The sequence below is a fragment of the Terrabacter sp. LjRoot27 genome, assembly GCF_964254175.1.
Lineage (GTDB): Bacteria > Actinomycetota > Actinomycetes > Actinomycetales > Dermatophilaceae > Terrabacter.
In genome coordinates this window covers 657,690-683,922 of record NZ_CAXUSS020000001.1, presented here as the reverse complement: position 1 = coordinate 683,922, position 26,233 = coordinate 657,690, and the positions used below count along the sequence as shown (strand labels likewise).

Sequence of the window (26,233 nt, the reverse complement as noted above, 5' to 3'; positions counted from 1 at the left end):
CACCTCCCGGGCTCGCCGCAACCCCTGGGAACCTGTGCCTTTTCGCTTGAATCCCCTTCCAACACCTACGGAATCCGTGGCCTGGCGGGGTTTGGGCAATCACTTCCGCCGCGTCGCTCCTGGGGGCATGATGCGGGCATGAGCACCGTCGACCGCGCCCGGCTCGCCGAGCTGCACGACCGCGAGCGGGCCGCCTTCTCCGCGGCGCGGCCCCGGTCCCGGGAGCTGGCCGAGCAGGCCGCCGCGCACATGCCCGGGGGCGTGCCGATGAGCTGGATGGTCAAGTGGCCGGGTGACTTCCCGGTCTTCGTCGAGCACGCCGAGGGCGCCCACTTCACGTGCGTCGACGGCATCGACCACGTCGACCTCTGCCTCGGCGACACCGGTGCGATGATGGGGCACTCCCCCGCGCCGACGGTCGAGGCCGTGACCCGCCAGCTGTCCCGCGGGATCACGACGATGCTGCCCACCGAGGACGCTATCGCGGTGTCGACCGGCCTCGCCGAGCGCTTCGGCCTGCCCTACTGGCAGTTCACCCTGACGGCCACGGACGCCAACCGACACGCGATCCGCTACGCCCGCCACCTCACCGGCCGCAGCAAGGTCGTCGTGCACAACTGGTGCTACCACGGCTCCGTCGACGAGGCCTTCGCGACGCTGGGCCCCGACGGCTCGACGGTCGACCGGCGCAGCAACATCGGCGCCCCGGTCGACACGTCGGAGACGACGCGCGTCGTCGAGTTCAACGACCTCGAGGCCCTCGAGCGCGCCCTCGCCCACGGGGACGTCGCGGCGATCCTCGTCGAGCCGGCGCTGACCAACATCGGCATCGTGCTGCCCGACCCCGGCTACAACGAGGGTGTGCGCGAGCTCGCGACGCGCTACGGCGCGCTGCTCGTCAACGACGAGACCCACACGATCTGTGCGGGCCCCGGTGGCTACACCGGCGCCCACGGCCTCGAGCCGGACCTGCTCGTCATCGGCAAGTCCATCGGTGGCGGCATCCCGTGCGGCACCTTCGGTTTCAGCCGGGACATCGCCGACCGGATCGCCCGCTCGGTCGAGCTCGAGGACATCGACGTCGGCGGCATCGGCGGCACGCTCGCCGGCAACGGCCTCTCGATGGCGGCCATGAAGGCCACGCTCGAGCACGTCATGACGGCCGAGGCCTTCGCGCACATGGTGCCGCTCGCCGACGCCTGGGCCGACGGGGTGCAGGCGGGCATCGACGCGGTCGGTGCCGACTGGCACGTGACGCGGCTCGGCGCGCGGGCCGAGTACAACTTCTCCGGCCGACCGTCGCACGACGGCCAGGAGGCGCACGACGCCGACGACTTCGAGCTGCAGCAGTATCTCCACCTCTACGCCCTCAACCGCGGGATCCTGCTAACGCCCTTCCACAACATGGCGCTGATGAGCCCGGCGACGACCGCCGCCGACGTCGAGGCGCACACGACGATGTTCGGCGAGTGCCTGCGCGAGCTCTTCGCGCCGGCGGGTCCGTCGGCGGGTCCGTCGGGCGGCTGAGGCTCAGGCCACGCGTGACGGCCGACCGAACCGCGTGGCGACACCGGGTGACCACAGGGCCCGCAGCCGCGGGCCGGAGGGGGTGACACCGCTCGCCCCGAGGAGGTCGTCGGCGAGCTCGACGACCTCGGCGGCGTACAACGGCCACGGCGCGTGCTCGTTGGGCACCCAGAGCGTGCGCCCGGCCACGCGGGTGTGGGCGCCCCAGCGCGCCGTGAGCCAGGTCTCGAGCGGCGTCGGCTCGACCGGCTCACCGACGCGCACGGTGAGCAGGCTGCGCAGCCCGGGCGCGGGCGCCCGTCGCCGGCTCGCGTAGCTGACGAGGTCGCCCTCGTGCCGCAGCCGCATCCGGGCCCACGTGTAGGGGATCCCGAGGCCGGCGCGCGCGCCGACGACGACGAGGGCCCGCTCGGTCTCGAGCGACCGGAAGAGCACCCCGTGACGCCCGGCGTCGTCGACCGAGTAGAGCCGGATGTTCGTCTCGAGGAAGCTGCCGAGCCAGGGCAGGCGGGGCGACGGGGCACGGCCGAGCCGCATGCCGTCCATGACGAAGGGGACGAGCGCGACGTAGGTGTGCCCGTCGGCGAAGACGTCCGGGCGGGTGCCCTCGGGGAAGAGGTGGCGCACCGAGTCCGGGTCGACGGGCCAGTGGACGAACGTCAGGTCGCGCCAGACCTGGTCGAAGACGACGGGCGGTCGCAGCGGCGGGGGCTGCACGGGGTAGCCGTCCAGCGACGGGACGGCATCCACGGGCAGGTCCACACCCCCATCGTCACACGTGGGGCGCCGCCGACCCTCGACACGCGTCAGGGCCCGGAGGGTGCGTCGTAGCGCGACCGCTCCTCGTCGGACGGGGCGTGCCACCACGGCAGGTACGCGTCGAGCTGCTCGCGCGTGATCGGCACCGACCCCGGGGCGCCGTCGCGGTTGCGGCGCTCGATGCGGGCCCAGAGCTCGTCGACGGGGAGGTCGAGCACGTGCAGCTCCACGCCGACGCCGAGGGTCCGGGCCACGACGCGCTTCTCCTCGCGCTCGGCCTCGGCCCACAGGCCGTACTCGAGCACGACGCTGACCCCGAGCCGGAGCAGCCGCTGGGTCTCCTCCCAGAGCCGGTGCTCGAGCAGGTCGCGGAAGGTGCCGTCGAGCGGGTCGATGCGCAGGTCGCGCAGCCACTCGTCGGGGCTCATCCGCACGGCGGGGCGCTCGGTCTCGAGACGCCGCGCGAGCGTCGTCTTGCCCGCACCGGGCAGCCCCACGACGAGGACGAGCCGCGGTCCCTCACCAGTCATGCCGTCAGGCTGACACACTCGCAGCGACGACGTGCACGAGCGACGGAGGACGACCATGACCGTGGAGAAGCCGGCCGGCAGCACCCGCCGGCGCACGACCAAGCTGGGGATCGTCGGGGCGGGCGCCGTCGGCGCCACGCTGGCGTATGCCGCGTTGATGCGTGGCGTCGCCCAGAACGTCGCGCTCTTCGACGTCAACACCGCCAAGGTGCGAGCCGAGGCGCTCGACCTCAGCCACGGCATCCAGTTCGTCCCGATGGCGCACGTCGACGGCTCCGACGACGTCGAGGTGCTGGCCGACTCCGACGTCATCGTCTTCACGGCGGGCGCCAAGCAGAAGCCGGGGCAGTCGCGGCTCGACCTCGCCGAGTCGACGATCGGCATCATGCGCGCGATCCTGCCGCGCCTCGTCGAGGTGGCTCCCGACGCGGTGCACGTCATGGTCACCAACCCCGTCGACGTCGTGACGTACGCCGCCCTCCAGGTGTCCGGGCTGCCGGCCGAGCGGCTCTTCGGCTCGGGCACGGTGCTCGACTCGTCACGGCTGCGCTTCCTGCTCGCCGGGCACACGGGCGTCGCGGCCCAGAGCGTGCACGCGTACGTCATCGGCGAGCACGGCGACTCCGAGCTGCCGCTGTGGTCGTCGGCGTCGATCGGCTCGGTGCCGCTCCTGCAGTGGCGCACGTCCGACGGACGCATCGCCCTCGACGAGGCGGCCCGCGACCGCATCGCGACCGACGTCGTGCAGTCGGCGTACCGCGTCATCGAGGGCAAGGGCGCGACGAACTACGCGATCGGCCTCGCCGCCACGCGGATCATCGAGGCGGTCCTCTACGACGAGCGCCGCATCCTGCCCGTCTCGTCGCTGCTCGACGACTACTACGGCATCAGCGACGTGTGCCTGTCGGTGCCGGCCATCGTCCACGCCGGTGGCGTCGGCGACCGGGTCGAGGTGCCGATGACCGATGCCGAGCTGTCGGGCCTGCGGGCGTCCGCGGACGCCGTGCGCGCCACGGCCCGGCGCTTCGGGTTCTGACGCCGTGACGGACACACGTCGGGGGTCGCGTCCGGCTGCCGTGTGGGCGCGCGGCACCGGGATGGCCCTCGCCCTGGTCGCCCTCGTCGCCTGCTCGGGCGGCGGGGGCACTCCTGCGGACGCCCCGACGAGGCTGGCCCGCAGCTTCGACCTGCAGGCGCACCGGGGCGGGGCGGCCCTGACGTCGGAGAACACCGTGGCGGCCTTCTCGCGCGCGCTCGACCTCGGCGTCACGACCCTCGAGCTCGACACGCAGGTCACCCGCGACGGCGCCGTCGTCGTCGCCCACGACAACCGGGTCAACCCCGACAAGTGCCGCGACACGTCCCCGGCCAAGCCGTCCGACGACCTGTTTCCCTACTCCGGCAAGCCTTTTCGGCTGCTGACGCTCGCGCAGGTGCGCACCCTCGACTGCGGCTACCAGCCCGCGCCCGACTTCCCCGACCAGCGCGCCGTCCCCGGCGCCAGGGTGCCGGAGCTCCGCGAGGTCGTCGACCTGCTGCGCGAGCGCGGCGCGGACGACGTCGGGCTCAACGTCGAGATCAAGGTGCAGGCGGACGACCTCGGGCTGACCGTGCCGCGCGAGGAGTACGCAGCGAAGGTGTGGGCGGTGCTCGACGAGGGCGGTCTGGCCGACCGGGCCACGATCCAGTCGTTCGACTGGGCGAGCCTCACCGCGGTCCACCGCATCGCGCCACGCGCCCGCCTCGTCGCCCTCGTCTCGCCCGAGCGGCTCGAGCTGGGCGAGGACGGTGCGTCGCCATGGTTGGGCGGCATCGACGTCGACGAGGTGGGCGGCGACGTCGTGCGCGCCGCCTCGAGCATCGAGGGGGTCGTCGCCCTCTCACCGAGGGAGGACCTCCCCGTCGACGCGGCGCTCGTCCGGTCGGCGCACGCCGCAGGCCTCTCCGTCGTGCCGTGGACCGTCGACGATGAGGACGCCATGGGCCGTCTCGTCGACCTCGGGGTCGACGGACTCATCACGAACCGCCCCGACCTGCTCCGCACCGTGCTGACGCAGCGCGGCCTCGCGACACCCCCGTCCCATCCCGCAGCCGGGTGAGGCCCTCCGGGGCGGCCCGGAGCATGATGGGCCTGTGAGCACGCCCGCCGCCTTCGACGCCGAGCCGGCACCGGACGCCTCGGGCGCGCCGCCGGCCCGGGCGACCTACCACCACGGTGACCTGCGCCGGGCCCTGCTCGAGGCCGGCACCGACCTCGCCCGCGAGGGCGGGCCCGACAAGGTCGTCCTGCGGGAGGCGACGCGCCGCGTCGGGGTCTCGGCCAACGCGGCATACCGTCACTTCGCCGACCGGGACGCGCTGCTCGGCGAGGTCGTCTCGCGCGCCCAGGCGCGGGCCGCGGACGTCATCAGCGCCACGATGGACGCCGTCCCCCACGACCTCGAGGCGGGTCAGCGGGCCCGCGCCCGCTTCCGGGCGGTCGGCGTCGGCTACCTGCGGTTCGCGATGGACGAGCCGGGCCTCTTCCGCGCGGCCTTCGCCGTGCCCGTCGACCTCAGCCGGGCCGCCTCCCCCGACGCGGCCGGCGCCGGCGGACGCACTCCCTTCCAGCTGCTCGCCGACTCCCTCGACGCCATGGTCGACGCCGGCGTCATGTCCGAGGACGAGCGGCCGGGCGCCGAGCTGCTTGCATGGTCGGCCGTCCACGGCATGGCGATGCTCGCCCTCGAGGGGCCCCTGCGCGACCTGCCGCCCGGGGCCGTCGACGAGCTCGCGCCGCGGCTGGTCCGCATGGTCGACCTCGGCCTCGGCCTCTCCGACGGCGCGGACTGAGACGCGGGTCCCCGTCCCGGGTCAGACCCACTGGACGAGCTGGACGACGAGACCGTTCGGGTCGCGGTACTGCACGAAGCGCTCGCCCCACGGCTCGGTCTCCGGTGCGGTGACGACCTCGACCCCCTGCGACACGAGCCGCTCGTGCCAGCCGTCGAGGTCGTCGACGACGAAGGCGAGCAGCAGCCCGTCGCCCGCGGATCCGGCCACCTCCGCCGGCTTGAACGTGGGCAGGCCGGTGCGCAGGAAGACGACGTTCGACCCGCCCGCGGGGTGGCGGAGGGAGACGAACCCGTCGTCGCGCATCTGGACGGCGTGGCCGAAGTGGTCGATGAGGAAGGCGGCCGACGCGTCGGGGTCGGGGACGTTGAGCGAGATGGCGAAGTCGGTGATGGTGCCGGGCATGGGATCCTCTTTCCGTACGATGTACGGATAATAACGTACGGCATACGGAATCGTTCCCGAGACGGTTCGCGAGACGAACGGGGTGGCCCATGGGCACCGTCCAGCTGCTCTGGCGGCGCGAGCACCCGCTGCCCACCCGGCCCGGACGGCGACCGACCATCACCGTCGACGCCGTCGTCGACGCCGGCATCCACGAGGCCGACGTCCGTGGCCTGCACGACATCTCGCTGCGCCGGATCGCCGAGCGCCTCGGGGTCGGGGTCATGACCCTCTACGGTCACGTCGAGAACAAGGCACAGCTGCTCGACCTCATGGTCGACCAGTGCCGGCTCGACATGGAGTGGCAGCCGCTGGCCGGCTCGTGGAGGGCCCGGGTCGAGCAGGTCGCCGACGAGAACCTCGCACTCATGGCCCGTCACCCGTGGCTGGCGGACGTCGAGACCGAGCGCGCCGTCCTCGGCCCCGGCACCCTCGGCAAGTACGAGCGCGAGCTCGCCGCCGTCGAGCCGCTGCCCCTCGACGACGCCGCCAAGGACCAGGCGCTCGCCCTCGTGCTCACCTTCGTCCGGTCGTCCGCCCGGGCCCTCGAGGCGGCCCGCGCAGAGCGCCGCGAGGAGACCCCGGAGCAGTGGTGGGCCAGGGAGGGCGCCGAGCTCGCCGCCTTGGGGATCGAGGAGCGCTTCCCCCTCGCGAGCCGAGTCGGCGAGGCCGCCGGCGCGGCCACGAACGCCGCTGCCGACGCCCACGCCGCCCACGTGTTCGGCCTCGCCGTGCTGCTCGACGGGCTCGCTGCCGGACTCCCCCGGAGCGGCACCTAGGGTGGACCGGTGACGAGCGAGACCCGCGACAGCACCGGCACCGGCGTCCGCACCGGCGCCGGCGCCGGGCTCGACCGCGACACTCCCGCCTTCTACCGCCGGCTGGACCGCGGCCTCTACGCCCCGACCGTCCACGTGCAGGGCGCCTGGCGCGACGACGAGCAGCACATGGCGCCGGTCAGCGGCATCCTCGCCCACGAGATCGACCTGCACGAGCCGCGCGAGGGGATGCAGCTGGCGCGCATCTCCTTCGACATCCTCGGCATGATCCCGGCGCGGCCGAGCCGCGTCGAGGTGCGCACGACTCCGAGCCGGTGGCCGGCGTCGAGCTCGAGCCGATCCCCGGGCCCGACGAGATGCAGCCCTGGGCCGGGGCCGACACGTGGGAGGGCGGCTACATCGAGGGACTCGAGTTCCGGGTCGACGCCGAGCGCCGCCCGGGCCGGACCCGTGCCTGGATCCGCGCCCTCAACCCACTCGTCCACGGCGAGACCTGCTCTCCCACAGCCGATCTCGTGCGCCTGGCCGACACGGCCAACGGCATCGCCGTGCGCGTCTCGCCGCGGGCGTGGATGTTCCCGAACGTCGACCTCAGCGTGCACCTCTTCCGCGAGCCGGTGCGCGGGTGGGTCGGCTTCGACACCCGGGTGACGATGGGGCCGACGGGCCTCGGGCTGACGTCGACGACGTTGCACGACGAGCGCGGCCCGGTCGGGCGCGCCGAGCAGATCCTCACGGTGCGTCGCCTCGACGGCGCCTGACCCCCGGAGCCGTCGCGGGACCACGACAACCTTCCGGCGCGCCGACGCGTCTGGAGAGTGACGGCACGCCGCGCCAAAGCGCGGTTCGCCTGCCACAATGAAGGGCGCGACCGCGCCGACCCACACCCGCCGTCGCGCGGTCAGGACACCAGGGGACACCATGAGGACCATCCGCATGGACAGGAATCGCACGGTGGGCAGCGTCGCTGCCGCGCTCGCGGTCATCGCACTCGCCGCCACGGCACCGGCCGCCCGCGCCGACGACCTGACCGGCACGCCGACGCCACCCGGCACCTCGTCCTCGACCGGCTCCACCGCCGAGAGCACGTCGACCGAGACGACCACGACGACCGCAACCACGACGACGACCACGACGTCCCCGTCGAGCACGACGACCACCACCGCGGCGCCGACGACCTCCGTCCCGACCACGACGACCCCGCCGCCGCCCGCGCCGAGCCCCGTCGTCATCCCCGCCGGCAGCTCCGGCTGGAAGGTGGAGGACCTCCAGGTACGGCTGCGCCTCGTCAAGGCCTCCTACTGGACGTACGCCATCTCGGGCTACTACGGCTGGACGCTCGGCCAGGGCGTTCTCGCCTTCCAGCGCGACCAGTCGCTACCGGAGTCCGGCGTCGTCGACCAGCGCACGTGGGACCGGCTCGTCGCGCTCACCGCCACGCGGACCCTCGCCACCGAGGGCGCATCGGGCAACCTCGTCAAGGACCTCCAGGTCCGCCTGCGCATCGTCAAGCCGTCCTGGTGGACCCTGCGGATCTCCGGCTACTACGGCTGGACCCTGGGCCAGCGGGTGCTGTCCTTCCAGCACGCCTACGACCTGCCCCAGTCCGGCGTCCTCGACCAGCGCACCTGGTCCCGGCTCGTGGCGGTGACGGCGACCCCGGTCACGATCGCCACGACCGCGCCCGTCGCCAACGTGCGCGAGCTCCAGCGCCGTCTGGGCGCCAAGGCGCTGTGGCCGTATGCGTACTCCGGCGTCTACGGCTGGACGCTCGGCCAGAAGGTGCTCGCCTTCCAGCGCCTCTACGACCTGCCGCAGTCGGGTGTCGTCGACAGCCGCACGTGGGCACGCCTGCGGGCCCTCACGTACACGCCCGGCACCTTCGACAAGCACCGCTACTACGCGGGCCTGCGCCCGCTCGTGCCGACGCTCGCCTCGCTCGACAAGCGCTGCCGCTCGGGCCGGGTCATGTGCGTCGACAAGGCCACCCGGACCCTGACGTGGGTCCTCGACGGCAAGCCGCAGACCGCCATGTGGGCCCGCTTCGGCCGCCCCGGGGCCGAGACGCGCGAGGGCACCTTCAGCGTCTCCCGCAAGTACGAGTACGTCATCTCCAACCTCTACTTCACGCCGATGCCCTACTCGATGTTCTTCTCCGGCGGCCAGGCCGTGCACTACTCGTCGAACTTCGCCCGTCTCGGCTACGCCAGCGCCAGCCACGGCTGCGTCAACATCGCCGACTACGCCCAGGTCAAGGCGCTCTTCTTCAAGGTGCGCATCGGCGACAAGGTCGTCGTCTACCACTGAGCCCGAGCCGTCAGTGTGGCTGGGCGATGGAGCGAGCGGCCGTGTCAGCAGAGCAAACCCGATCAGGTATGCGGGTGGCCCGGTCACACAGGATCGTGACGTGACCGGACCCCGTGACACCTTCAGCGCCTGGCTGGACGTGCTCGTCGACACCCTCGACGAGCCCGACCTGACCGGTGAGCAGATCGCGGGCCGGCTGCACCTGTCACGGTTCCACCTCGACCGCATCGTCAGCGCGGGCGCCGGTGAGGCGCCGCGCTCCCTGCGCCGCAGGGTGCTGCTCGAGCGCTCGGCCTACCGCCTGGCGGCGAGCCGCCGCTCCGTCCTCGACATCGCCGTCGAGGCGGGCTACGGCTCGCACGAGGCCTTCACGCGGGCGTTCCGCCGCGCCTACGGCACGACACCGAGCGCGTGGCGCGGACGTCCGGGGACGATCCGTCTCGAGGCGGCCAACGACATCCACTTCCACCCGCCGGGCGGCATACGCCTCCCGGCCCAGCGAAAGGTCACGGCCATGGACCTCGTGCAGAGGATGGTCGAGCACCACATCTGGCTGACCGGCCAGCTCATCGAGTGCGCCGGTCAGCTCACCGACGAGCAGCTCGACGAGGTGATCGTCGTGGGCGTCGACGACGACCCCGACCCGTCGACGCTGCGCCGCATCGTCAGCCGGCTCGTGGGCCAGATGGCGATGTGGAACGCGACGATGGCGAGCCGCGAGTACGACTTCTCGCTCGAGGAGCACGAGTCGCTGACGTCGGCGAGACGCCGCCTCGCGGAGGCTGCGCCCGTCTTCGTCGGCCACGTGCGCGACGCGATCGAGCAGGGCCGTCTCGACGACGTCTTCGTCGACGCGTCGTGCGACCCGCCCTACGTGTGCTCCTACGGAGCGATGGTCGCCCACGTGCTGACGTTCGCCGCGCACCGGCGCACCCTCGCGGTGCGGGCGCTCGACAAGCACGGTGTCACGCGGCTCGGGTGGGGCGACCCCATCGAGTGGCTCGACGCCGCCCACCGAGCCTGACGGCACACCCCGCGGTCACTCGACGGAGGTCGCGACCTTCGTGCCGAGCTCGACGGTGCGGCTCACGGTGCACCACTCGTCGTGCGAGCGCTTGACGAGCTTGGGCAGCATCTCGCGCGCGGCGTCACCGCCGTCGCCCTCGGGGAAGCGGACGCGGAAGCGCACCTCGATGTCCTCGAGGTGGTTGCCGTGCTCGTCCTTGACCTTGTCGGCCGTCACCTCGATCTCGAACTGCTCGGGCTCGGCGCGGCGCGTCGTCACGGTGTCGACGTCGACCGCGGTGCACCCGGCGATGGCGGCCAGGAGCAGCTCGACCGGCGAGAGCTCGTCGGTGCCGGAGCTGAGGCTGATCGAGCCGCCGCGGTCGTTGCGGGCGGTGTAGCGGCCGACGCTGTCGCGGGTCAGGGTGACGCGGCGCAGGTCCTTCGGGTCTCTCTCGGTCATGCTGTTCAGCCTCTCAGACGTCGGGGTCGGTGGCTCGTCGCGTCCGGCGCTCAGAGCCAGGCATCGGCGAGCAGCTCGTAGGAGCGCAGCCGGGCCTCGTGGTCGTGGGCACCGCACGTGACGATGACCTCGTCGACGCCGGTGGCCTCGACGAAGCCGGCGAGCCCGTCGCGCACCTCGTCGGGCGTGCCGACGAGCGACACGCGGGTCATCTCGCTGACGGCCTGGCGCTCGGCCGGCGACCACTGCGCCATGAGGCCCGCGATGTCGCCCTCGGGCTCGGGCAGGCCGGCGCGGCGGCCGGTGACGATGCCGTGGAAACGCTGGAGCACGCTCGTGAAGAGGCGCTCGGCCTCGGCCGTCGTGTCGGCGACCATGACGTTGACGCCGGCCATCGAGCGCGGCGCGTCGAGCCCGCCGGGCTCCGTCGACGGGGTGAAGCGCGAGCGGTAGACCTCGAGCGCGCTCATCAGCGCGGCCGGCGCGAAGTGCGAGGCGAAGGAGTAGGGCAGGCCGAGTGCGGCGGCCACCTGGGCGCCGCCGTGGCTCGAGCCGAGGATCCAGATCGGCACGTGGGTGCCCTCGCCGGGGATCGCGCGGACCTTGGCGTCCTGGTCCGGGTCGCCGAGGTAGCCGATGAGCTCCTCGACCTCGCCGGCGAAGTTCATCGCGGCGGCCTCGTTGCGGCGCAGCGCGCGGGTCGTGAAGGGATCGGTGCCCGGGGCGCGGCCGAGCCCGAGGTCGATGCGTCCCGGGTGGATCGTCGCGAGGGTGCCGAACTGCTCCGCGACGACGTACGGCGCGTGGTTGGGCAGCATGATCCCGCCGGCGCCGACGCGGATCGTCTCGGTCTGGTCGGCGACGTGGCCGATGAGGACCGCCGTCGAGCTCGACGCGACGCCGCGCATGTTGTGGTGCTCCGCCATCCAGTAGCGCTGGTAGCCCCACTTCTCAGCGTGCCGGGCGATGTCGACCGTCGAGGCGATCGCCTCGCCGGCGGTGCCGCCGTCGAGGACGGGCACGAGGTCGAGGATGTTCAGCTGGGCTCTCGGGGCAGGACTCACGTGGGTGCCAACGGGCCGCGCCGGTCCGGGTATTCCGCCGACCGATCGGCCCGGCTCCCGTTCAGGGCAGGTCGAGCTGGGACACCTGGTCGTCGTAGTCGGGGCAGAACGCCTGCACGCCCGCGGCCATGAGCTGCTTGGTGCGCAGCGCGTCACCGGTGTTGGGCAGGGGCAAGTCGTCGTCGTCGACGGCGATCTGGGCCAGCTCGACGCCGCCGTTCTTCAGCGCCCAGCACGTCGTCGTCCCGGTCTCGATGTCGTCGTCGACGGTGGCACCGGTGACCGCCGCCCCCAGCTGCTGCGCGGCGAGGACGAACTGCGCCTCCTGCGCCGAGATGCTCGGCCGTGCGTCCGCGACCCCCGCCGGCAGGTCGCCGAGCGTCGGGTCCGACCCACCGCACGCGGCCAGGGACAGGACGACGAGGAGGGCGGCCCCCGCAGCGAGCGCCCGGCGCGGAGCCGGCCGGACGGCATACGGCCGCGGAGCGTGCGCTGGTGTCATCGCGTTCATCGTTACCCTGAACGCGTGAGCGAGCCCGATCGTCCCCACGACGCCGCGTCCGCGCGGCTGGCCGCCGAGGCGCCCATCGCCCGGGGTGCGGTCGTCGCGTCGCTGTCGGCGGTCGTCCTCGGGTTCGTCTTCCTGCCGCAGCTGCTCGGGCTGGCGCTCGCCGGGATCAGCCTCGCGCGCCGCGAGCCGGGCGGTCGCCGGCCGGCGCTGCTCGCCGCCGGCATCAGCCTGCTGCTCACCGTCGTGTGGGGCATCGTGCTCGGCCTGCTCCTCAAGTGGTGGGCCACCTCGCGCTGACCCGACCCTCCTACTGGGAGTACGTCGAGAGGAACTTCTCGAGGCGGCCGACGGCGTCCTCGAGGTCCTCGACGCGCGGCAGGAAGACGAGCCGGAAGTGGTCGGGCGTCGCCCAGTTGAAGCCCGTGCCGTGCACGATGAGCATCTTCTGGTCACGCAGCAGGTCGAGGGCGAAGCGCTCGTCGTCGCGGATGTCGTGGACCTTCGGGTCGAGCCGCGGGAAGAGGTAGAGCGCCCCCTCGGGCTTGGTGACCGAGACGCCCGGGATGGCGTTCAGCAGCTCCCACGCGACGTTGCGCTGTTCGAGGAGCCGGCCGCCGGGGAGGATCAGCTCGTTGATCGACTGGTAGCCGCCGAGCGCGACCTGGATCGCGTGCTGGGCCGGCACGTTGGCGCACAGCCGCATGTTGGCGAGGATGTCGAGGCCCTCGAGGTAGTTGCGCGCGTGCTCCTTGGGCCCGGTGATGACGAGCCAGCCGGAGCGGAAGCCGGCGACGCGGTAGGCCTTGGAGAGGCCGTTGAAGGTGAGGCAGAGCAGGTCGGGCGCCAGGGCCGCGATCGAGGTGTGCGTCGCACCGTCGTAGAGGATCTTGTCGTAGATCTCGTCGGCCATGATGATCAGCTCGTGCTCGCGGGCGACCTGCGCGATGGCCTCGAGGACCTCCCGCGGGTAGACGGCGCCCGTCGGGTTGTTCGGGTTGATGACGACGATGGCGCGCGTGCGGTCGGTGACCTTGCTGCGGATGTCGTCGAGGTCGGGCGCCCAGCCGGCCTGCTCGTCGCAGACGTAGTGGACAGCGTTGCCGCCGGCGAGGCTCGCGGCCGCGGTCCACAGCGGGTAGTCCGGCGCGGGGATGAGCACCTCGTCGTCATTGTCGAGCAGTCCCTGCATCGCCATGACGATGAGCTCGCTGACGCCGTTGCCGAGGTAGATGTCCTCCACGCCGACGGGCGGGAAGTCGCGCACCTCGTAGTGCTGCTTGACGGCGCGCCGGGCCGAGAGGATGCCCTTGCTGTCGCTGTAGCCCTGCGCCGTCGGCAGCTCCTGGATGACGTCGACGAGGATGTCCTCGGGCGCCTCGAAGCCGAACGGCGCCGGGTTGCCGATGTTGAGCTTGAGGATGCGGTGCCCCTCGTCCTCGAGCCGCTTGGCCTCGGCCAGGACGGGACCACGGATCTCGTAACAGACGTTCTGGAGCTTCTTGCTCTGGGTCACCGCGCGCATGTGGACCAGCGTCCCACCGGCGTATGCCGCGGGCTGCGTCATTCCCACCATGTGGCCCGTCACGTCGGTCACGTCGCGCGTGGGACGGGTGTGACGACGAGGCCACTCGACGGGGTCCGGGCGCTCACTCGAGTGGGGTCGGGCGCTCACTCGAGTGGGCGCGGTGGCTAGCGGCCGAGGCAGCCGACGGCGGAGCCCGGACTGCTGGCCGTCAGGGACGCGACGAGCTGGTTGAGCGCGCCGGCAGCGACGTCGACCGTCAGGACGTGGCCGTCCTCGACGCGGGTCAGGTGGGCGACGACGGGCGGCACGGCGGTCCCCTGCGTCCAGCCCTTCTGCTCGAGGTAGCCGACGAGCTCGGCGGCCTGCGGCCCGGTCGAGGGCGGGTAGGTGCGGGTGATGCGCCCGTCGACGCCCTCGCGGCAGGGCGGCAGCTCGCTGTGGCCGAGCGGGACCATCGAACGGTCGAGCTCCTCGACCTCGCGCGCGAGGGACTCGTAGGCGGCGACGTCGTCGGCGTGGGCGCGGCTCGACCAGGCCCAGCCGCCGAAGGCCAGCAGGCCGACGACGAGCACGACGAAGACGATGGCGGCCGGGCCGGGACGTCGCCGGCTCCGGGGGGCGCGGGCTCGTTCAGGGGCGCCGTCGGGGGCGCCGTCAGGGGCGCCGGTGGGGGCCTCGTCGACGAAGCCGGAGTCACTCACCGGGACAGTGTCGGGCACCCGGCCCCGCTCTGTCAGGGACCACGGCAACTGTCGCCGATCCGTGACCCCGGCGGCCTCAGCGACGGACGAGGGGCCGGTCGAGGTCGAGCAGGTGGCGCCAGTCGGTACGGCGGGCGGTGCGCAGGCCGCGCCGCAGCAGCAGCACGAGGACGACGAGGGCGAGCGGGACCCCGAGGGCCGTCGTCGTCAGGCCGAGGCTGTAGCCCTCGGGGAGGGTCGCGAAGCAGACGACGGTCGCGACGACGGCGAGGGGCCGCTCGAGCCGCTCCTGCCACAGGGCGCCGAGCGACACGGCGAAGAGCGGGAGCGCCCAGAGGTAGTACCACCCGAGGAAGACGGGGGCGAGGACGACGACGGCGAGCATGGCCCAGGCGATGCCCCGCACCGGGCGCAGGCGTGGCTCGGCCGCGGCGTCCTCCGCGGCCAGACCCCGGGTGTCCGCCGGCTTGAGCGCCGCGAGCCAGACGAGGACGAGGAGCAGGGCGAGCACGACGAGCCCCACGGCCCGCGCGGTCGCGATGCCGGCGTCGCGCCACTCGTCGTGGCCGAGCAGGTGACCGACCGCACCGACGGCGATCCCGACGGCGGTCGGCAGCGACGTCCACTGCTCGTTCTTGCCCGGGGTCCCCGTCGGGTTGAGCCACGAGAACCCGAGACCCGTCACGACCCCGCCGAGGGCCATGGGGACGCCGGAGCACAGCAGCGTCAGGGCGCCGGCACGCACGACGTCACCCCAGCGGGCGTATGCCGTCCCGCCGGTCCCCGCGGACCGCGCGGTCGCGCCGTGGCGTGCCCAGAGGATGACGACGAACGGCAGCGCGACGACGGCGGTGACCTTGACCATGGCCCCGAGGGCGATGACGACGCACGCGATCACGAAGCGCCCGCGCAGCGCGAGGGCGAGGCCGCCGAGCACCGCCGCCACCATGAGGGCGTCGTTGTGGGCTCCCCCGACGAAGTGCGCGCCGACGAGGGGCACCGCGACGCCGAGCCAGAGCGCCCGCACGGGTGACCAGCCGATCCGGCGGGCGATGTCGGGCACGGCCCACGCCATGACGGCGACCCCCGCCACGGCGAGCAGCCGCAGGAGCAGGAGCGCGACCCACAGCTCGCCCGAGACCGAGGCGACCGCCCGGGCGAGGAGCAGCCACACGGGCCCGTAGGGCGTCGGGCTGTCGAGCCAGGTCGGCGCCGTCGAGCCGCGCCACGGCGAGTCGAGCTCACGGACGACGTGGTCGTAGGGGCTGAGGCCCTGGTCCCAGAGCAGGCCCTGGGCGGCGTAGGAGTAGAGGTCCCGACTGTAGAGCGGCATCGCCGCGACGAGCGGCGCGAACCACAGGGCGATGGTCACCCACCACCAGTGCACCGACACGTCGGCGTCGCGCAGCCGCCACCAGGCGAGGACGAGCAGGCCCATCGCGAGCACCGCGACCGTGGCGAGCAGGGGCGAGCCACCCTTGGGCGTCCACCAGGCGACGCCCGGCCAGAGCACGCCGGTGTTGGGTCGCGGCAGGGCGCCCGAGCCCCACGAGGCGGCCGCGAGCACGACCCCGCCGACGGCGCCCGCCCAGCGCCACGTGCCGGCGGTGCCGGCGCGTCGCGGCTCAGCCATGCGTGACCGGTTCGTCGCCCCACGCGAGCAGGCGCCACCCGGCCTCGGGGTCGCCCTCCATCGTCACGACGTGCGCGTTGTCGAGCCGGCGGCCGTCGAAGAAGTCGGCGGGCAGCCCGAGCGAGGCCGAGCACCACACGCGCATGGCGGCCCCGTGGCTCACGGCGACGGCGGACTCGTGGCCGTCGGAGGCGATGCGGGCGATCGCCGCGTCGTAGCGCTCCATGAAGCCGGCCCCGCTGTCGCCGCCGGGGATCGTGTGGTGGGGCTCGTCGCGCCAGCGGATGACGGCGTCGATGTAGGGCTGCCACTCGGTCGACATCTCGTAGTCGCCGGCCTGGATCTCGCGCAGCCCGGGGAGCACGACCATGCCGAGGCCGAGCATCTCGGCGAGCGGCGCCGCGGTCTGCTGGGTGCGCACGAGGTCGGAGGTGTAGATCGCCCCGAGGTCCTCGCCGCCGAGCCGGTCGGCGAGGTCCCGCGCCTGCGCGCGGCCCTCGTCGGTGAGGTCGAGGCCGGGCACGGCCGTGTCGAGCTGGCGGGCGACGTTGGCATGGGTCTGGCCGTGGCGCACGAGGTAGAGCCGCACGGTCAGAGCCCCTTCACCGTGACGCCGCTCAGGCACTCGACGCCCTTGCTGGGTCCGGTGTGGAAGTCCTTGACGGAGACCGGCGCGGTCGCCCCGGCGGCGAGCCTCACCTCGACCTCCTTGCCCGCGACGTCGGAGCCGTCGGAGGTCTTGACGATGAAGACGGCCACGGTGAAGGTGTGCTCCTGCGTGTCGGAGTTGGTGAGGGTGCCGGTGAAGCTCCACGACTCGCCCGCGGGGGTGCACGTCGCGCCGGTGAGGCTCGAGGCCGCGTCGAAGAGGCCGCCGTCGCCGGGCTCGGTCGTGTCGACGGGGTCGGGCACGTCGTCGCTCGGGGTCTCGGCCGTGATCGTCGGCTGCACGGGCACGCTGACCGTCGGGGCCACGGAGTCGTCGGGCGACGACGGGGCGGGCTGGCCGCAGCCCGCGAGCGCCAGCACGAGCGAGGCGGACAGGCCCAGCGCGAGGGTCGGGACGGCATACGCCCGGGGTGTCCGGATGACCCGGGTGGCTGGGCGGGGTCGGCCTGGCATGGGCACGTGCGGCCCCTTCCTGTCGCGAGGTGTGCGCCGCCCATTGTGCCCCGCGAGGGCGTCAGGGCAGCGTCAGCCGGGCCGCGACCGCCGCGACGACGACGAGCAGGCCCGCACCGAGGGCCAGCGTGTCGGGCAGACGCCACGGCGCGGGGCCCGCCCACGTGCGGCGGCGGGCCTCGGCGAAGCCCCGGGCGTCCATCGCGAGCGCGAGCGTCGAGGCCTGGCCGAGGGCGCCGATGAGGAGCCCGCCGGTGACGACGACGGCCTCGCGGCCGCGGGCCAGGACCCCGCGGTCGGCCCGGATGCCGCGCACGCGACGGGTCGTCATGAGCTCGCCCCAGAGGGTGTCGAAGGACTGGAGCCGCTGGAGGGCCGCCGTCGCCGCGACGACGGGACGGGCCGGGAGCCGGACCCGCTGGGCGAGGTGGTCGCCGAGGCCCTCCGGGTCGAGGAAGCCGACGACGAAGGCCGAGGGCACGAGCAGGCAGAGCACGCGCAGCGCGGCCCCCGCGGCGACCTCGAGGTCCCGGCCGCCGAGGAGCCACGCCGACCAGGCGACGCCGGCGACGGCGAGCGCCGCGGGCGCGAGACGCGCGAGGACGCCTCGGAGACGTCCCTCCGGCGCGCGACCTCGCCCCGGGGCGATGAGGCCGACGAGTCCGAGCACGACCTCGACGGCGAGGACGGCCAGGCCCTGGCGCCACGTGTCGAGCAGGGCCGGCAGGGGCAGGACGCACAGGGCCGCACCGAGCAGTGCCAGGGGCCCGACGCGGGCGAGCAGCGGGTGGCGCTCGGGCTCCGGGTCGGGCGGCGGCTGGGTGGGCGCAGCGAGCCGGACGACGTCGTCGGCGTCGTCGACGACGCCGGGGTCGTGGGTCGTGACGACGACGGCCGCACCCTCGTCACGGGCCGCGGCGAGCACGCCGGACACCGCCGACCACGTGAGCCGGTCCTGCCCGACGGTCGGCTCGTCGGCGAGCACGAGGGCCGGGCCGTGCGCGACGGCCGACGCCATGGCGAGGCGGCGCTGCTCACCGCCGGAGAGCTGGCGCGGGTCGGCCTGAGCCAGGTGCGCGAGACCGAGAGCGGCGAGCAGCGCGTCGGCCCTCCGGCCGGCGGTCTCGGGGTCCTGCCCGAGCGCGAGCGGGGTGGTGAGCACGTCGTCGCGCACCGTGCGGCCGACGAGCGAGGTCGCCGCGCGCTGCGGCACCCACGCGACGACGCGCGCGAGGTCGAGCGAGGACCACTCGTGCGGGGGCGCGAGGCGGTCGCGCGCTGCTGCACGCTCGCCGGTCCCGGCCGGGGTCAGGGGCAGCGCGACGTCGACGCTGCCGCGGGCCGGCTCGACGAGACCGCCGAGCGCGGACATGAGCGAGGACTTGCCGGCACCGCTCGGGCCGACGAGGGCCACGGACCGGCCGGCTCGTGCCTCGAGGTCGGCGCCGTCGACGGCGAGGGTGGTGCGGGACCGCTCCCCCAGTCGACGGCTCCGGTGCTCCACCCGGATGTCGGAGGCCGTTGCGACGACCCGGCCCTGCGGCACGCGCCCCGCCGCCGCGTGCGGAGCCGGCTCGAGGTCGAGCCGGAGGGGCTCTGGGTCGGGCACGCCGGGGACCCAGATCCCCTGCGCCGCAAGGGACTCCCCGTGGCCGGCGAGAACCGCGCGCGGCTCGCCGTCGGCCACGACGGAGCCCGCCGCGTCGAGGACGACGAGCCGGTCGACGAGGTCGAGCCAGCCGTCGAGCCGGTGCTCGACGACGACGAGGGTGAGGCCGCGCCGCTCGACGACGTCGGCCACGACGGCCCGCACGTCGGTGGCCGTGTCGGCATCGAGCATCGCCGTCGGCTCGTCGAGCAGGAGCACCGACGGCTCCATGACGAGCGCCCCCGCGAGCGCGAGCCGCTGGGACTCGCCCCCGCTCAGGGTCGACGGCGCGCTGTCGGCCGGCATCGTCAGCCCGACCTCGCGCAGCGCGGCGGTGACGCGGGACGGCATCTCGTCCCGCGGCAGCACGACGTTCTCGAGGCCGAAGGCGACGTCACGACCGATGCTCGACGCGACGACGCCGGCGCCCGGGTCCTGCAGGACGAGGCCGACGGAGCCCGGAACGTCCTGTGGCGCATGGCCGCCCACGGTCACCGTGCCCGACAGGTCTCCGGCGTCCGCGGTGAGCAGGAGGCCGGCGACGGCCCGGAGCAGGGTCGACTTGCCCGACCCGCTCGGCCCGGCGAGCAGCACGCGCTCGCCGGGCTCGAGGGTGAGGTCGAGGCCGTCGAGGACCGGACGGGAGCGCCCGAAGGGTCTCCACGTCAGGTCCTCCACGCGCACGCCGAGGCCCGAGGACACCGACGACGACCGCGCGTCGAGGTGCTCCGCTTCTCGTGCCATCGGCGCGTCCACCTCGAACCGGTCAGACGGCCCGCTGCTCGCGGACCTCCTGGCCCGGCGGGAACGGGTTGAGCGCACCCGCCGCGGCGAGCAGACGCGTCAGGCCGACGGCGAGGAGCGAGCCGAGGACCGCGACCGAGGCGCCGAGCAGGAGCAGGTAGGAGATCTTGTAGCCCCAGCCCCAGTCGGTCCAGTAGGAGTACCACTCGTAGACGGCCTCGAACGCGCCGCCGAGGAAGCCACCGAGCAGCAGCGGCGCCCAGCTGTAGACGGCATACGCGAAGACGGCGAAGCCGAGCTCGACCCCGAGCCCCTGGACGAGACCCGACACGAGCGTGGTCAGGCCCCACTGCGTGCCGATGAGCGCCGACACGACGGCCGCGAGGAGCTCGGTGAAGACGGCCGCGCCGGGGCGCCGGATGATGAGCATCCCGACGATGCCGGCCACGAGCCAGGGCCAGTTGAAGAGGGCCCCGAGGGGCGGGAAGGCCGCGGACACGGCCTCGGACGGGACGGCGTAGACGAGCCCCCAGGCCCAGTAGGCGACACCGAAGGCGACGCCGAGGAAGGCGCAGGTGAGCAGGTCGATGGTGCGCCAGCGGGTAAGCGGACCGCTCGCGGTGATGGTGCTGGACATGGTGTGTCTCCCGGGTTCCAGTGGATACGTGTGGATACCTGGGGGAAGCCAGCCGGCCGGCACACGTCGATGACGTATGCCGTGCGGTGGCCTGAGAAATACCGACTTCCTTCGCCGGTGCTAACCGGAGCAGGTTCGAGGGTCTGCGGCTCTGCCGTCTGGCTGCCGCACTCTCAGCGCTAAGGGCGCTCCCCTGTCGTGATGAACGGGTGGTGCTCTTCAGTTGTGGGGACGACTGTACTCGTTGGTCCGCCGCGCCCCGTGGGTACAGTCTCAGCATGGCATCCAAGGACACGAAGAAGGCCGTCTCGAGGGCGAAGGCCAAGGCCCAGGACGCCGCAGCGCCGCGCACGCCCCTCGGCGGCCCCGCGTGGAAGATCCTCAGCGTCGGCTCGACCATCCTGGCGACGAAGATCGCCACCGACGCCGCGCAGAAGGGCTGGAAGCTCGCGACCGGCCGCAACGTGCCCGTCAAGGGTGACTTCGAGCGCGAGCGCACGCGTGACGTCGTGCTCTTCACGGCACTGTCGTCGATGGCCGTGGCGACGGCTCGGGTCGCCGTCGAGCGCGGCGCCGCGAGCTACTACCGTCGCTCGACCGGGCACCTGCCCAAGGCGCTCGAGGACGAGAAGGTGTCACCCACCGACAAGAAGGCGTCGAAGAAGCTCGCCAAGGGCAAGGCGAAGGCCGAGCGGGCGACGAGGAAGGCCATCGACAAGGCCGCGGGCGGCCGCTGACGCTCAGCCGCCGGACCCGCCCGGCGCGTTACGCCGCAGGCCGGACGGTTCAGCCCGAGTCGTCCGGCACGAGCACCGCAGCCCCGTGCACGCGGCCCGCCTCGAGGTCCAGGAGCGCGCGGTCGGCCTCTCCGAGGGGGACCGGCGTCGTGGCCACCCGGAGCTGCAACCGCTCGGCCAGCAGGAGGAACTCCACGCCGTCCTGCCTCGTGTTGCTCGTGACGCTGCGCACGGACCGCTCGCGGAAGAGGTGGCGCTGGTAGTCGAGCGCGGGGATGTCACTGAGGTGGATGCCCGCCAGGGCCAGCGTGCCGCCCGGCGCCAGGGCCTCGAGCGCGACCGGGACGAGCTCGCCCACCGGTGCGAAGAGGATCGCGGCGTCGAGCGGCACCGGCGGCGCGTCGTAGGGACCACCGACCGACGCCGCCCCGAGCTCTGCCGCGAGCGCCCGGGCACCCACCCCCCGGGTCAGCACGTGCACCTCCGCCCCCTGCGCGACGGCGACCTGAGCCGTGAGGTGGGCGCTCGCGCCGAACCCGTAGATGCCGAGCCGGCCCCCGGGCGGCAGCTGCGCGCGTCGCAGCGAGCGGTAGCCGATGATGCCCGCGCACAGCAGCGGCGCCGCGTCGACGTCCGAGAACGAGGCCGGGACCCGGTAGGCGTACGCCTCGGGCACGACGGTCCACTCCGCGTAGCCTCCGTCGGCGTCCCAGCCGGTGTATCGCGATGCGTCGCAGAGGTTCTCGCGTCCCGACCGACACCACCGGCACGCGCCGCACGTGGTCCGCAGCCAGGCCACGCCCACCCGGTCCCCGAGCGCGAAGCGGTGGGCGCCCTCGCCGAGGAGAGCCACCTCGCCCACCACCTCGTGGCCGGGCACGAGGTGGTGCCGGTGTCGTGGCAGGTCGCCGGTGACGACGTGCAGGTCGGTGCGGCACACCCCACAGGCGCGCACTCGGACCAGCACGTCGCCGGGGCCGGGCTCCGGGACCGGCAGCTCGGCCCTGACGAGCGGGTGCCGCCGCAGCGGCCCCGGATCGTCGACGACCCACGCCTGCATCGTGCTCGTGGCGCCTCCCTCGGGCCGTCGGTCGTGCCGGCGCACGACGTCCCCCCATCCCACGCCCCGCCCACGGGGCGCGGCTAGGGTCCAAGGTCCCGCGCCGCGGTGCCCTTCGCCCCTGAGCACGCCGCCGTCCGCGTGCTGTTCTGGTCTGAGACCGATCGAGGAGGCCATCGTGAGAGCACACGTCGGAGACCGCATCGTGCTCGCGGCAGAGCACGTCGACGAGCCCACCCGTGACGGGGAGGTGCTCGAGGTCCACGGCGCCGACGGCGGGCCGCCGTTCGTCGTGCGCTGGGCGGACGGCCACACCGGGCTCATCTACCCCGGCCCCGGGTCGGTGCTGCACCTCGGAGTGCCCGGTGACGACAAGGCGGCGAGCGCCGCGCCCCGGCCGGCGAGGCCGGCGGACCGTGCACCGACCCAGCACCTGCGCGAGTGGCAGGTCCGGGTCTCGTTGCTCGAGTCCGGCGACGACACGAGGGCGACCGTCGTGCTCGTCGCGGACCCCACCGACCGCCTGAGCGCCCAGGGTTCGAGCCACCGCGCGTCCGACGACCCGGCGTCCCGCCGGATCGGCGACGACGTGGCCGTCGCCCGGGCCCTGCGCCACCTCGCCGACCAGCTCATCGTCGCGGCGGAGCGCGACATCGAGCAGCGCACGGGCGAGGAGGCCCACGTCAGGACGACCTGAGCAGACGCCGCACGGCGTGACTCGGCACCGCCTCGCCTCCACGTGGCGCGTCAGGCGTCGCCGACACGGACGATGCCGGTCTCGTACGCGAGCACGACCATCTGCACCCGGTCGCGCAGTCCCAGCTTGGCGAGGATGCGCCCGACGTGGGTCTTGACCGTGGCCTCGGCGACGAAGAACGTCGCGGCGATCTCGGTGTTGTTCAGGCCCCTGCCCACGGCCTCGAGCACCTCGCGCTCGCGCTCGGTGAGGACGTCGAGCCGCTCGAGGCCGGAGGGCTGTGCGGGGTTCGCGAGCACGGGGAGGAAGCGGTCGAGCAGGCGTCGGGTCGGCCCGGGGGCGACGACGGCGTCGCCGGTGTGCACGGCCCGGATCGCCGAGAGCAGCTCCGACGGGCCGGCGTCCTTGAGCAGGAAGCCGGCCGCACCCGCGCGCAGCGCCGCGTAGACGTACTCGTCGAGGTCGAAGGTCGTCAGGACCAGCACCTTGGGGGTGTCGCCCCGCTCGACGACCCGGCGGGTCGCCTCGATGCCGTCGAGCCGCGGCATCCGGATGTCCATGAGCACGACGTCGACGTCACGACCCGGCAGCGCGTCGAGCGCGGCGAGCCCGTCGGCGCACTCGGCGACGACGTCGATGTCGGGCTCGGCGTCGAGCACCATGCGGAAGCCCGCTCGCACGAGCGCCTGGTCGTCGACGATCATCACCCGGGTCGGCCGGTCCACCGGTCGCTCCGTCGTCACCTCGGTCACCGCTCCCCCTCCGTCGGCATCGTCGCGAGCACCTCGAAGCCGCCACCCGCCCGCGGTCCCGCCGTCAGCGTGCCACCGTGCACGGCGACCCGCTCGCGCATGCCCGGCAGCCCGTGGCCGCGACCGTCGTCGACGCTGCGCGGGCCGACCCCGTCGTCGCACACCGAGATCCGCAGCAGGTCCTCGGTCTGCTCGACGTCGACGACGGCGCTCGCGCCGGGACCGGCGTGCTTGATGACGTTGGTGAGCGCCTCCTGGACGACGCGGTATGCCGCGAGGTCGAGTCCCACGGGCCGCGCGCGCTCGGCGCCCCGGACCGTCAGGGTCACCGGCACCCCGGCCGCACGGACGCCCGCGACGAGGTCGTCGAGCTGGTCCACCCCACCGGTCGGGGCGAGCTCGACGCCCGACTCGGGGTCGCGCAGCACGCCGACCAGACGGCGGGTCTCGGTCAGGGCGTCCCGGGCCGTCGAGCCGATGGTCTCGAGCGCACCCACCGACCGGGCGAGCGCGCCCTCGGGACTGCGCTCGGCGGCATACGCGGCGCCGTCGGCCTGCACGACGATGACCGACAGGGCGTGCGCCACGACGTCGTGCATCTCGCGGGCGATGGCCGCGCGCTCCTGCTGGGCGGCGAGCCGCAGCGCCTGCTCGCGCTCGCGCTCGACCCGCTCGGCGCGGTCCTCGAGGTCCGCGAGGCGCTGGCGGCGGGCGCGCTTGAGGTCGCCGAGGGCCCATGCCGCGAGCGAGGCCGCGGCGCAGGCGACGAAGGTGAAGAGGAACTCGCCGGGACCGGGCACGCGGCCGCTGACGGCCGAGAACCGAACGCCGGCGATGGCCGACCCGAGCGCGGCGACGCCGAGGCCGGCGAGGCGCACGCCGCGGCGACGGTCGTAGGCGGCCAGCGAGTAGAGCGCGACGAGGAAGGCGATGTCGCCGGGGAGCAGGTTGCTCGTCGGGACGACCCGGATCGCGAGCGCGATGCTGACGACGGCGAACGCCGTGGCCGGGTGGGTCCGCCTCCAGATGAGCGCGAGGTTGGAGAGGCCGACGACGGCCCAGCCGATGCCCTGGCCCTCACCGAGCACGACGAGGCCGAGCAGCGCGAGGAAGACGGCGAGCGGGACGTCGAGGAGCAGCGGCCGGCGCTGCAGCCAGTCGTAGACGCTCCCCTCGCTCACGCCCCGAGCCTACGAGGGCCGTGGGGTCGGGTCGTCAGACCGTGGTCGGAGACCGGACGGACGTCGCCGTCCGTCGGGCGGATGTCTCCATGATCACGCGGCGAAGCGCGGCTGCGTGCCCGTGAGCGGGAGGACGATGGAGGTGGACCCGAGGAGGGGCCATGAGCAGTCACGAGAGACCCGAGCGGCACGGACCGGCGCCGGCACTGACGTTCCTCGGCGCGGCCGGGACCGTCACCGGCAGCAAGTTCCTCGTCGAGGGCGAGGGCGCGAGACTCATGGTCGACTGCGGCCTCTACCAGGGCGAGCGGCGGTGGCGGTCGCTCAACTGGGAGGCGCCTCCCGTCGACCCGGCCTCGGTCGACGCCGTGGCGCTGACGCACGCCCACCTCGACCACTGCGGCTACCTGCCGGCGCTCGTCAAGGGCGGCTTCACCGGGCCGGTGCACGCGACGGCCGGGACCGCCGCCCTCGCCGGAGTCATCCTGCGCGACAGCGCGCACCTGCAGGAGGAGGAGGCCGAGGGAGCGCGGCGCGGCGGCTGGTCCCGGCACGACCCGCCGCTGCCGCTCTACACCGTCGCGGACGCCGAGGTCGCCATCGCGGCGCTGCGCCCCGTCGGCGAGGACGCGGCCGTACGCGTGGGCGGGGCGAACGGCGCGACCGTGACGTTCGTGCCGGCCGGGCACATCCTCGGCAGCTCGAGCGTGCTCGTCGAGGTCGACGGTGCGAGCGTCCTCTTCTCCGGAGACCTCGGCCGGCCCGACCACCCGGTCCTGCTCCCCCGGTCCCGGCCGCCCGCCGCCCGCACCCTGGTCGTCGAGTCGACGTACGGCGACCGTGCCCACCCCGAGGTCGACCCCGACCACCGCGTCATGGCCGATGCGATCCGGCGCACCGTCCGGCGCGGAGGCAGCGTCGTCGTGCCGGCCTTCGCCGTCGACCGCACCGAGATCGTCCTGCTCGCCATCGCCGACCTCGTCGCGAGCGGTGCGATCCCCGACGTGCCGGTGTGGGTCGACAGCCCGATGGCCCTCGCGGCCCTCGACATCTACCGCGACCCGGCGCACGCCGCCGAGGTGCGTCCCGGCATCCTCGACCGGCTACGGCGCCTGTCCGGGCTGCGGACCGCGCACAGCGCGGAGGAGTCGATCCGGCTCAACACCCCGGGCACGCCGTGCATCATCGTGTCGGCCTCCGGCATGGCGACGGGAGGGCGCGTCGTGCACCACCTGCGCCACCTGCTGCCCCAGGCACGCAACACCGTGCTGCTCACCGGCTACCAGGCCATCGGCACCCGCGGCCGCGACCTGCAGGAAGGGGCGCGAGAGCTCAAGATGGCCGGGCGCTACGTCCCGGTCCGGGCCGAGATCGTCACCCTCGACGACTTCTCGGTGCACGCCGACGCCGACGAGCTGCTCACCTGGATCGGCGAGATGCCCCGTCCTCCGGAGAGCGTCCACGTCGTCCACGGGGAGCCCGCGGCCGCGCGGGCGCTGGCGGACGGCATACGCGAGCGGTTCGACTGCGCCGTCTCGGTGCCCCGTTTCGGCGAACGGGTGCTGCTCGACTGAC

General features: G+C 73.9%; 28 protein-coding genes and 1 riboswitch. Of the genes, 12 read left to right on the top strand and 16 right to left on the bottom strand.

All coding sequences use genetic code 11. The annotated features are described in order from the left end of the window. Positions 1-138 precede the first annotated feature (138 nt). Complete coding sequence (locus ACSQ2D_RS03155; protein ID WP_435984574.1) at positions 139-1,527, top strand: aspartate aminotransferase family protein; 1,389 nt, start codon at positions 139-141, stop codon at positions 1,525-1,527. A 3-nt stretch (positions 1,528-1,530) separates the two neighbouring features. Here ACSQ2D_RS03155 and ACSQ2D_RS03150 read toward each other — a convergent pair whose 3' ends face one another. Then, positions 1,531-2,289 (bottom strand): YqjF family protein, encoded by a 759-nt coding sequence (locus ACSQ2D_RS03150; RefSeq protein ID WP_435984573.1) that lies wholly within the window; start codon positions 2,287-2,289, stop codon positions 1,531-1,533. Positions 2,290-2,333: 44 nt separating this feature from the next. Continuing rightward, the gene (locus tag ACSQ2D_RS03145; protein ID WP_435984572.1) at positions 2,334-2,816 is read right to left on the bottom strand and encodes an AAA family ATPase; all 483 of its coding nucleotides are present in this window, start codon (positions 2,814-2,816) and stop codon (positions 2,334-2,336) included. Positions 2,817-2,871: 55 nt separating this feature from the next. On the opposite strand from ACSQ2D_RS03145, the gene ACSQ2D_RS03140 reads away from it, so the two are divergent. From ACSQ2D_RS03140 to ACSQ2D_RS03130, 3 genes are read left to right on the top strand one after another with little or no spacing between them, the layout of a single operon-like run. After that, a complete protein-coding gene (locus ACSQ2D_RS03140) occupies positions 2,872-3,852 on the top strand; it encodes an L-lactate dehydrogenase (protein WP_435984571.1) in 981 nt (326 codons plus the stop codon). A gap of 4 nt (positions 3,853-3,856) precedes the next feature. After that, on the top strand, positions 3,857-4,915 hold the full coding sequence (locus ACSQ2D_RS03135) for a glycerophosphodiester phosphodiesterase family protein (protein WP_435984570.1): 1,059 nt from the start codon (positions 3,857-3,859) through the stop codon (positions 4,913-4,915). A 34-nt stretch (positions 4,916-4,949) separates the two neighbouring features. Next, complete coding sequence (locus ACSQ2D_RS03130; protein ID WP_435984569.1) at positions 4,950-5,648, top strand: TetR/AcrR family transcriptional regulator; 699 nt, start codon at positions 4,950-4,952, stop codon at positions 5,646-5,648. A 21-nt stretch (positions 5,649-5,669) separates the two neighbouring features. Here the strand turns inward: ACSQ2D_RS03130 and ACSQ2D_RS03125 are convergent, their stop codons facing one another. Beyond that, a complete protein-coding gene (locus ACSQ2D_RS03125; RefSeq protein ID WP_435984568.1) occupies positions 5,670-6,053 on the bottom strand; it encodes a VOC family protein in 384 nt (127 codons plus the stop codon). Between the two features lie 89 nt (positions 6,054-6,142). Here ACSQ2D_RS03125 and ACSQ2D_RS03120 point away from each other — a divergent pair, with 89 nt between their 5' ends. The 4 genes from ACSQ2D_RS03120 to ACSQ2D_RS03105 all read left to right on the top strand — a co-directional run bounded on the left by ACSQ2D_RS03120 (position 6,143) and on the right by ACSQ2D_RS03105 (position 10,202). Next, positions 6,143-6,871 (top strand): TetR/AcrR family transcriptional regulator, encoded by a 729-nt coding sequence (locus tag ACSQ2D_RS03120; RefSeq protein WP_435984567.1) that lies wholly within the window; start codon positions 6,143-6,145, stop codon positions 6,869-6,871. A gap of 314 nt (positions 6,872-7,185) precedes the next feature. After that, the gene (locus ACSQ2D_RS03115) at positions 7,186-7,632 is read left to right on the top strand and encodes a hypothetical protein (RefSeq protein WP_435984566.1); all 447 of its coding nucleotides are present in this window, start codon (positions 7,186-7,188) and stop codon (positions 7,630-7,632) included. A 175-nt stretch (positions 7,633-7,807) separates the two neighbouring features. Beyond that, positions 7,808-9,178, top strand: a complete 1,371-nt coding sequence (locus tag ACSQ2D_RS03110; RefSeq protein WP_435984565.1) for a L,D-transpeptidase family protein — start codon at positions 7,808-7,810, stop codon at positions 9,176-9,178. Between the two features lie 100 nt (positions 9,179-9,278). Continuing rightward, complete coding sequence (locus ACSQ2D_RS03105) at positions 9,279-10,202, top strand: helix-turn-helix transcriptional regulator (protein WP_435984564.1); 924 nt, start codon at positions 9,279-9,281, stop codon at positions 10,200-10,202. A gap of 15 nt (positions 10,203-10,217) precedes the next feature. Here the strand turns inward: ACSQ2D_RS03105 and ACSQ2D_RS03100 are convergent, their stop codons facing one another. From ACSQ2D_RS03100 to ACSQ2D_RS03090, 3 genes are all read right to left on the bottom strand, one after another. Then, positions 10,218-10,646, bottom strand: a complete 429-nt coding sequence (locus tag ACSQ2D_RS03100; RefSeq protein WP_435984563.1) for an OsmC family protein — start codon at positions 10,644-10,646, stop codon at positions 10,218-10,220. A 50-nt stretch (positions 10,647-10,696) separates the two neighbouring features. Continuing rightward, the gene (locus ACSQ2D_RS03095) at positions 10,697-11,710 is read right to left on the bottom strand and encodes an LLM class flavin-dependent oxidoreductase (RefSeq protein ID WP_435984562.1); all 1,014 of its coding nucleotides are present in this window, start codon (positions 11,708-11,710) and stop codon (positions 10,697-10,699) included. Positions 11,711-11,771: 61 nt separating this feature from the next. Beyond that, positions 11,772-12,212 carry a hypothetical protein gene (locus ACSQ2D_RS03090; protein WP_435984561.1) on the bottom strand — a complete coding sequence of 147 codons (441 nt, stop codon included), beginning with the start codon at positions 12,210-12,212 and terminating at the stop codon, positions 11,772-11,774. A gap of 24 nt (positions 12,213-12,236) precedes the next feature. Here ACSQ2D_RS03090 and ACSQ2D_RS03085 point away from each other — a divergent pair, with 24 nt between their 5' ends. Beyond that, positions 12,237-12,518 (top strand): hypothetical protein, encoded by a 282-nt coding sequence (locus ACSQ2D_RS03085; RefSeq protein WP_435984560.1) that lies wholly within the window; start codon positions 12,237-12,239, stop codon positions 12,516-12,518. Between the two features lie 10 nt (positions 12,519-12,528). Here the strand turns inward: ACSQ2D_RS03085 and ACSQ2D_RS03080 are convergent, their stop codons facing one another. The 7 genes from ACSQ2D_RS03080 to ACSQ2D_RS03050 all read right to left on the bottom strand — a co-directional run bounded on the left by ACSQ2D_RS03080 (position 12,529) and on the right by ACSQ2D_RS03050 (position 20,231). Then, a complete protein-coding gene (locus ACSQ2D_RS03080; RefSeq protein WP_435987806.1) occupies positions 12,529-13,743 on the bottom strand; it encodes a pyridoxal phosphate-dependent aminotransferase in 1,215 nt (404 codons plus the stop codon). A 167-nt stretch (positions 13,744-13,910) separates the two neighbouring features. Beyond that, positions 13,911-14,447 carry a hypothetical protein gene (locus ACSQ2D_RS03075; RefSeq protein ID WP_435984559.1) on the bottom strand — a complete coding sequence of 179 codons (537 nt, stop codon included), beginning with the start codon at positions 14,445-14,447 and terminating at the stop codon, positions 13,911-13,913. Between the two features lie 76 nt (positions 14,448-14,523). Continuing rightward, the gene (gene mptB / locus ACSQ2D_RS03070) at positions 14,524-16,080 is read right to left on the bottom strand and encodes a polyprenol phosphomannose-dependent alpha 1,6 mannosyltransferase MptB (protein WP_435984558.1); all 1,557 of its coding nucleotides are present in this window, start codon (positions 16,078-16,080) and stop codon (positions 14,524-14,526) included. Continuing rightward, on the bottom strand, positions 16,073-16,669 hold the full coding sequence (locus ACSQ2D_RS03065; protein ID WP_435984557.1) for a histidine phosphatase family protein: 597 nt from the start codon (positions 16,667-16,669) through the stop codon (positions 16,073-16,075). The genes mptB and ACSQ2D_RS03065 overlap by 8 nt, the downstream gene beginning before the upstream one ends. Before the next feature lie 2 nt (positions 16,670-16,671). Then, positions 16,672-17,208, bottom strand: coding sequence for a hypothetical protein (locus ACSQ2D_RS03060; protein ID WP_435984556.1), 537 nt, complete (start codon positions 17,206-17,208; stop codon positions 16,672-16,674). Between the two features lie 55 nt (positions 17,209-17,263). Next, positions 17,264-19,594, bottom strand: a complete 2,331-nt coding sequence (locus tag ACSQ2D_RS03055; protein ID WP_435984555.1) for an ATP-binding cassette domain-containing protein — start codon at positions 19,592-19,594, stop codon at positions 17,264-17,266. 22 nt (positions 19,595-19,616) lie between these two features. Further along, a complete protein-coding gene (locus ACSQ2D_RS03050; protein ID WP_435984554.1) occupies positions 19,617-20,231 on the bottom strand; it encodes an ECF transporter S component in 615 nt (204 codons plus the stop codon). Between the two features lie 89 nt (positions 20,232-20,320). Beyond that, a riboswitch (TPP riboswitch) is annotated at positions 20,321-20,436 on the bottom strand. Between the two features lie 73 nt (positions 20,437-20,509). On the opposite strand from ACSQ2D_RS03050, the gene ACSQ2D_RS03045 reads away from it, so the two are divergent. Beyond that, positions 20,510-20,968, top strand: coding sequence for a DUF4235 domain-containing protein (locus ACSQ2D_RS03045; RefSeq protein ID WP_435984553.1), 459 nt, complete (start codon positions 20,510-20,512; stop codon positions 20,966-20,968). A gap of 49 nt (positions 20,969-21,017) precedes the next feature. On the opposite strand, the gene ACSQ2D_RS03040 is transcribed toward ACSQ2D_RS03045, so the two are convergent. Further along, entirely contained in the window at positions 21,018-22,073 is a 1,056-nt protein-coding gene (locus ACSQ2D_RS03040) for a zinc-dependent alcohol dehydrogenase family protein (RefSeq protein WP_435984552.1), read from the bottom strand. A 133-nt stretch (positions 22,074-22,206) separates the two neighbouring features. Here ACSQ2D_RS03040 and ACSQ2D_RS03035 point away from each other — a divergent pair, with 133 nt between their 5' ends. Further along, positions 22,207-22,725 carry a DUF1918 domain-containing protein gene (locus tag ACSQ2D_RS03035; protein WP_435984551.1) on the top strand — a complete coding sequence of 173 codons (519 nt, stop codon included), beginning with the start codon at positions 22,207-22,209 and terminating at the stop codon, positions 22,723-22,725. 50 nt (positions 22,726-22,775) lie between these two features. Here the strand turns inward: ACSQ2D_RS03035 and ACSQ2D_RS03030 are convergent, their stop codons facing one another. Next, a complete protein-coding gene (locus ACSQ2D_RS03030; RefSeq protein ID WP_435987805.1) occupies positions 22,776-23,429 on the bottom strand; it encodes a response regulator transcription factor in 654 nt (217 codons plus the stop codon). A 44-nt stretch (positions 23,430-23,473) separates the two neighbouring features. Continuing rightward, positions 23,474-24,658, bottom strand: a complete 1,185-nt coding sequence (locus ACSQ2D_RS03025; RefSeq protein ID WP_435984550.1) for a sensor histidine kinase — start codon at positions 24,656-24,658, stop codon at positions 23,474-23,476. A 161-nt stretch (positions 24,659-24,819) separates the two neighbouring features. Here ACSQ2D_RS03025 and ACSQ2D_RS03020 point away from each other — a divergent pair, with 161 nt between their 5' ends. Further along, positions 24,820-26,232 (top strand): MBL fold metallo-hydrolase, encoded by a 1,413-nt coding sequence (locus ACSQ2D_RS03020; RefSeq protein ID WP_435984549.1) that lies wholly within the window; start codon positions 24,820-24,822, stop codon positions 26,230-26,232. Position 26,233: the final 1 nt, after the last annotated feature.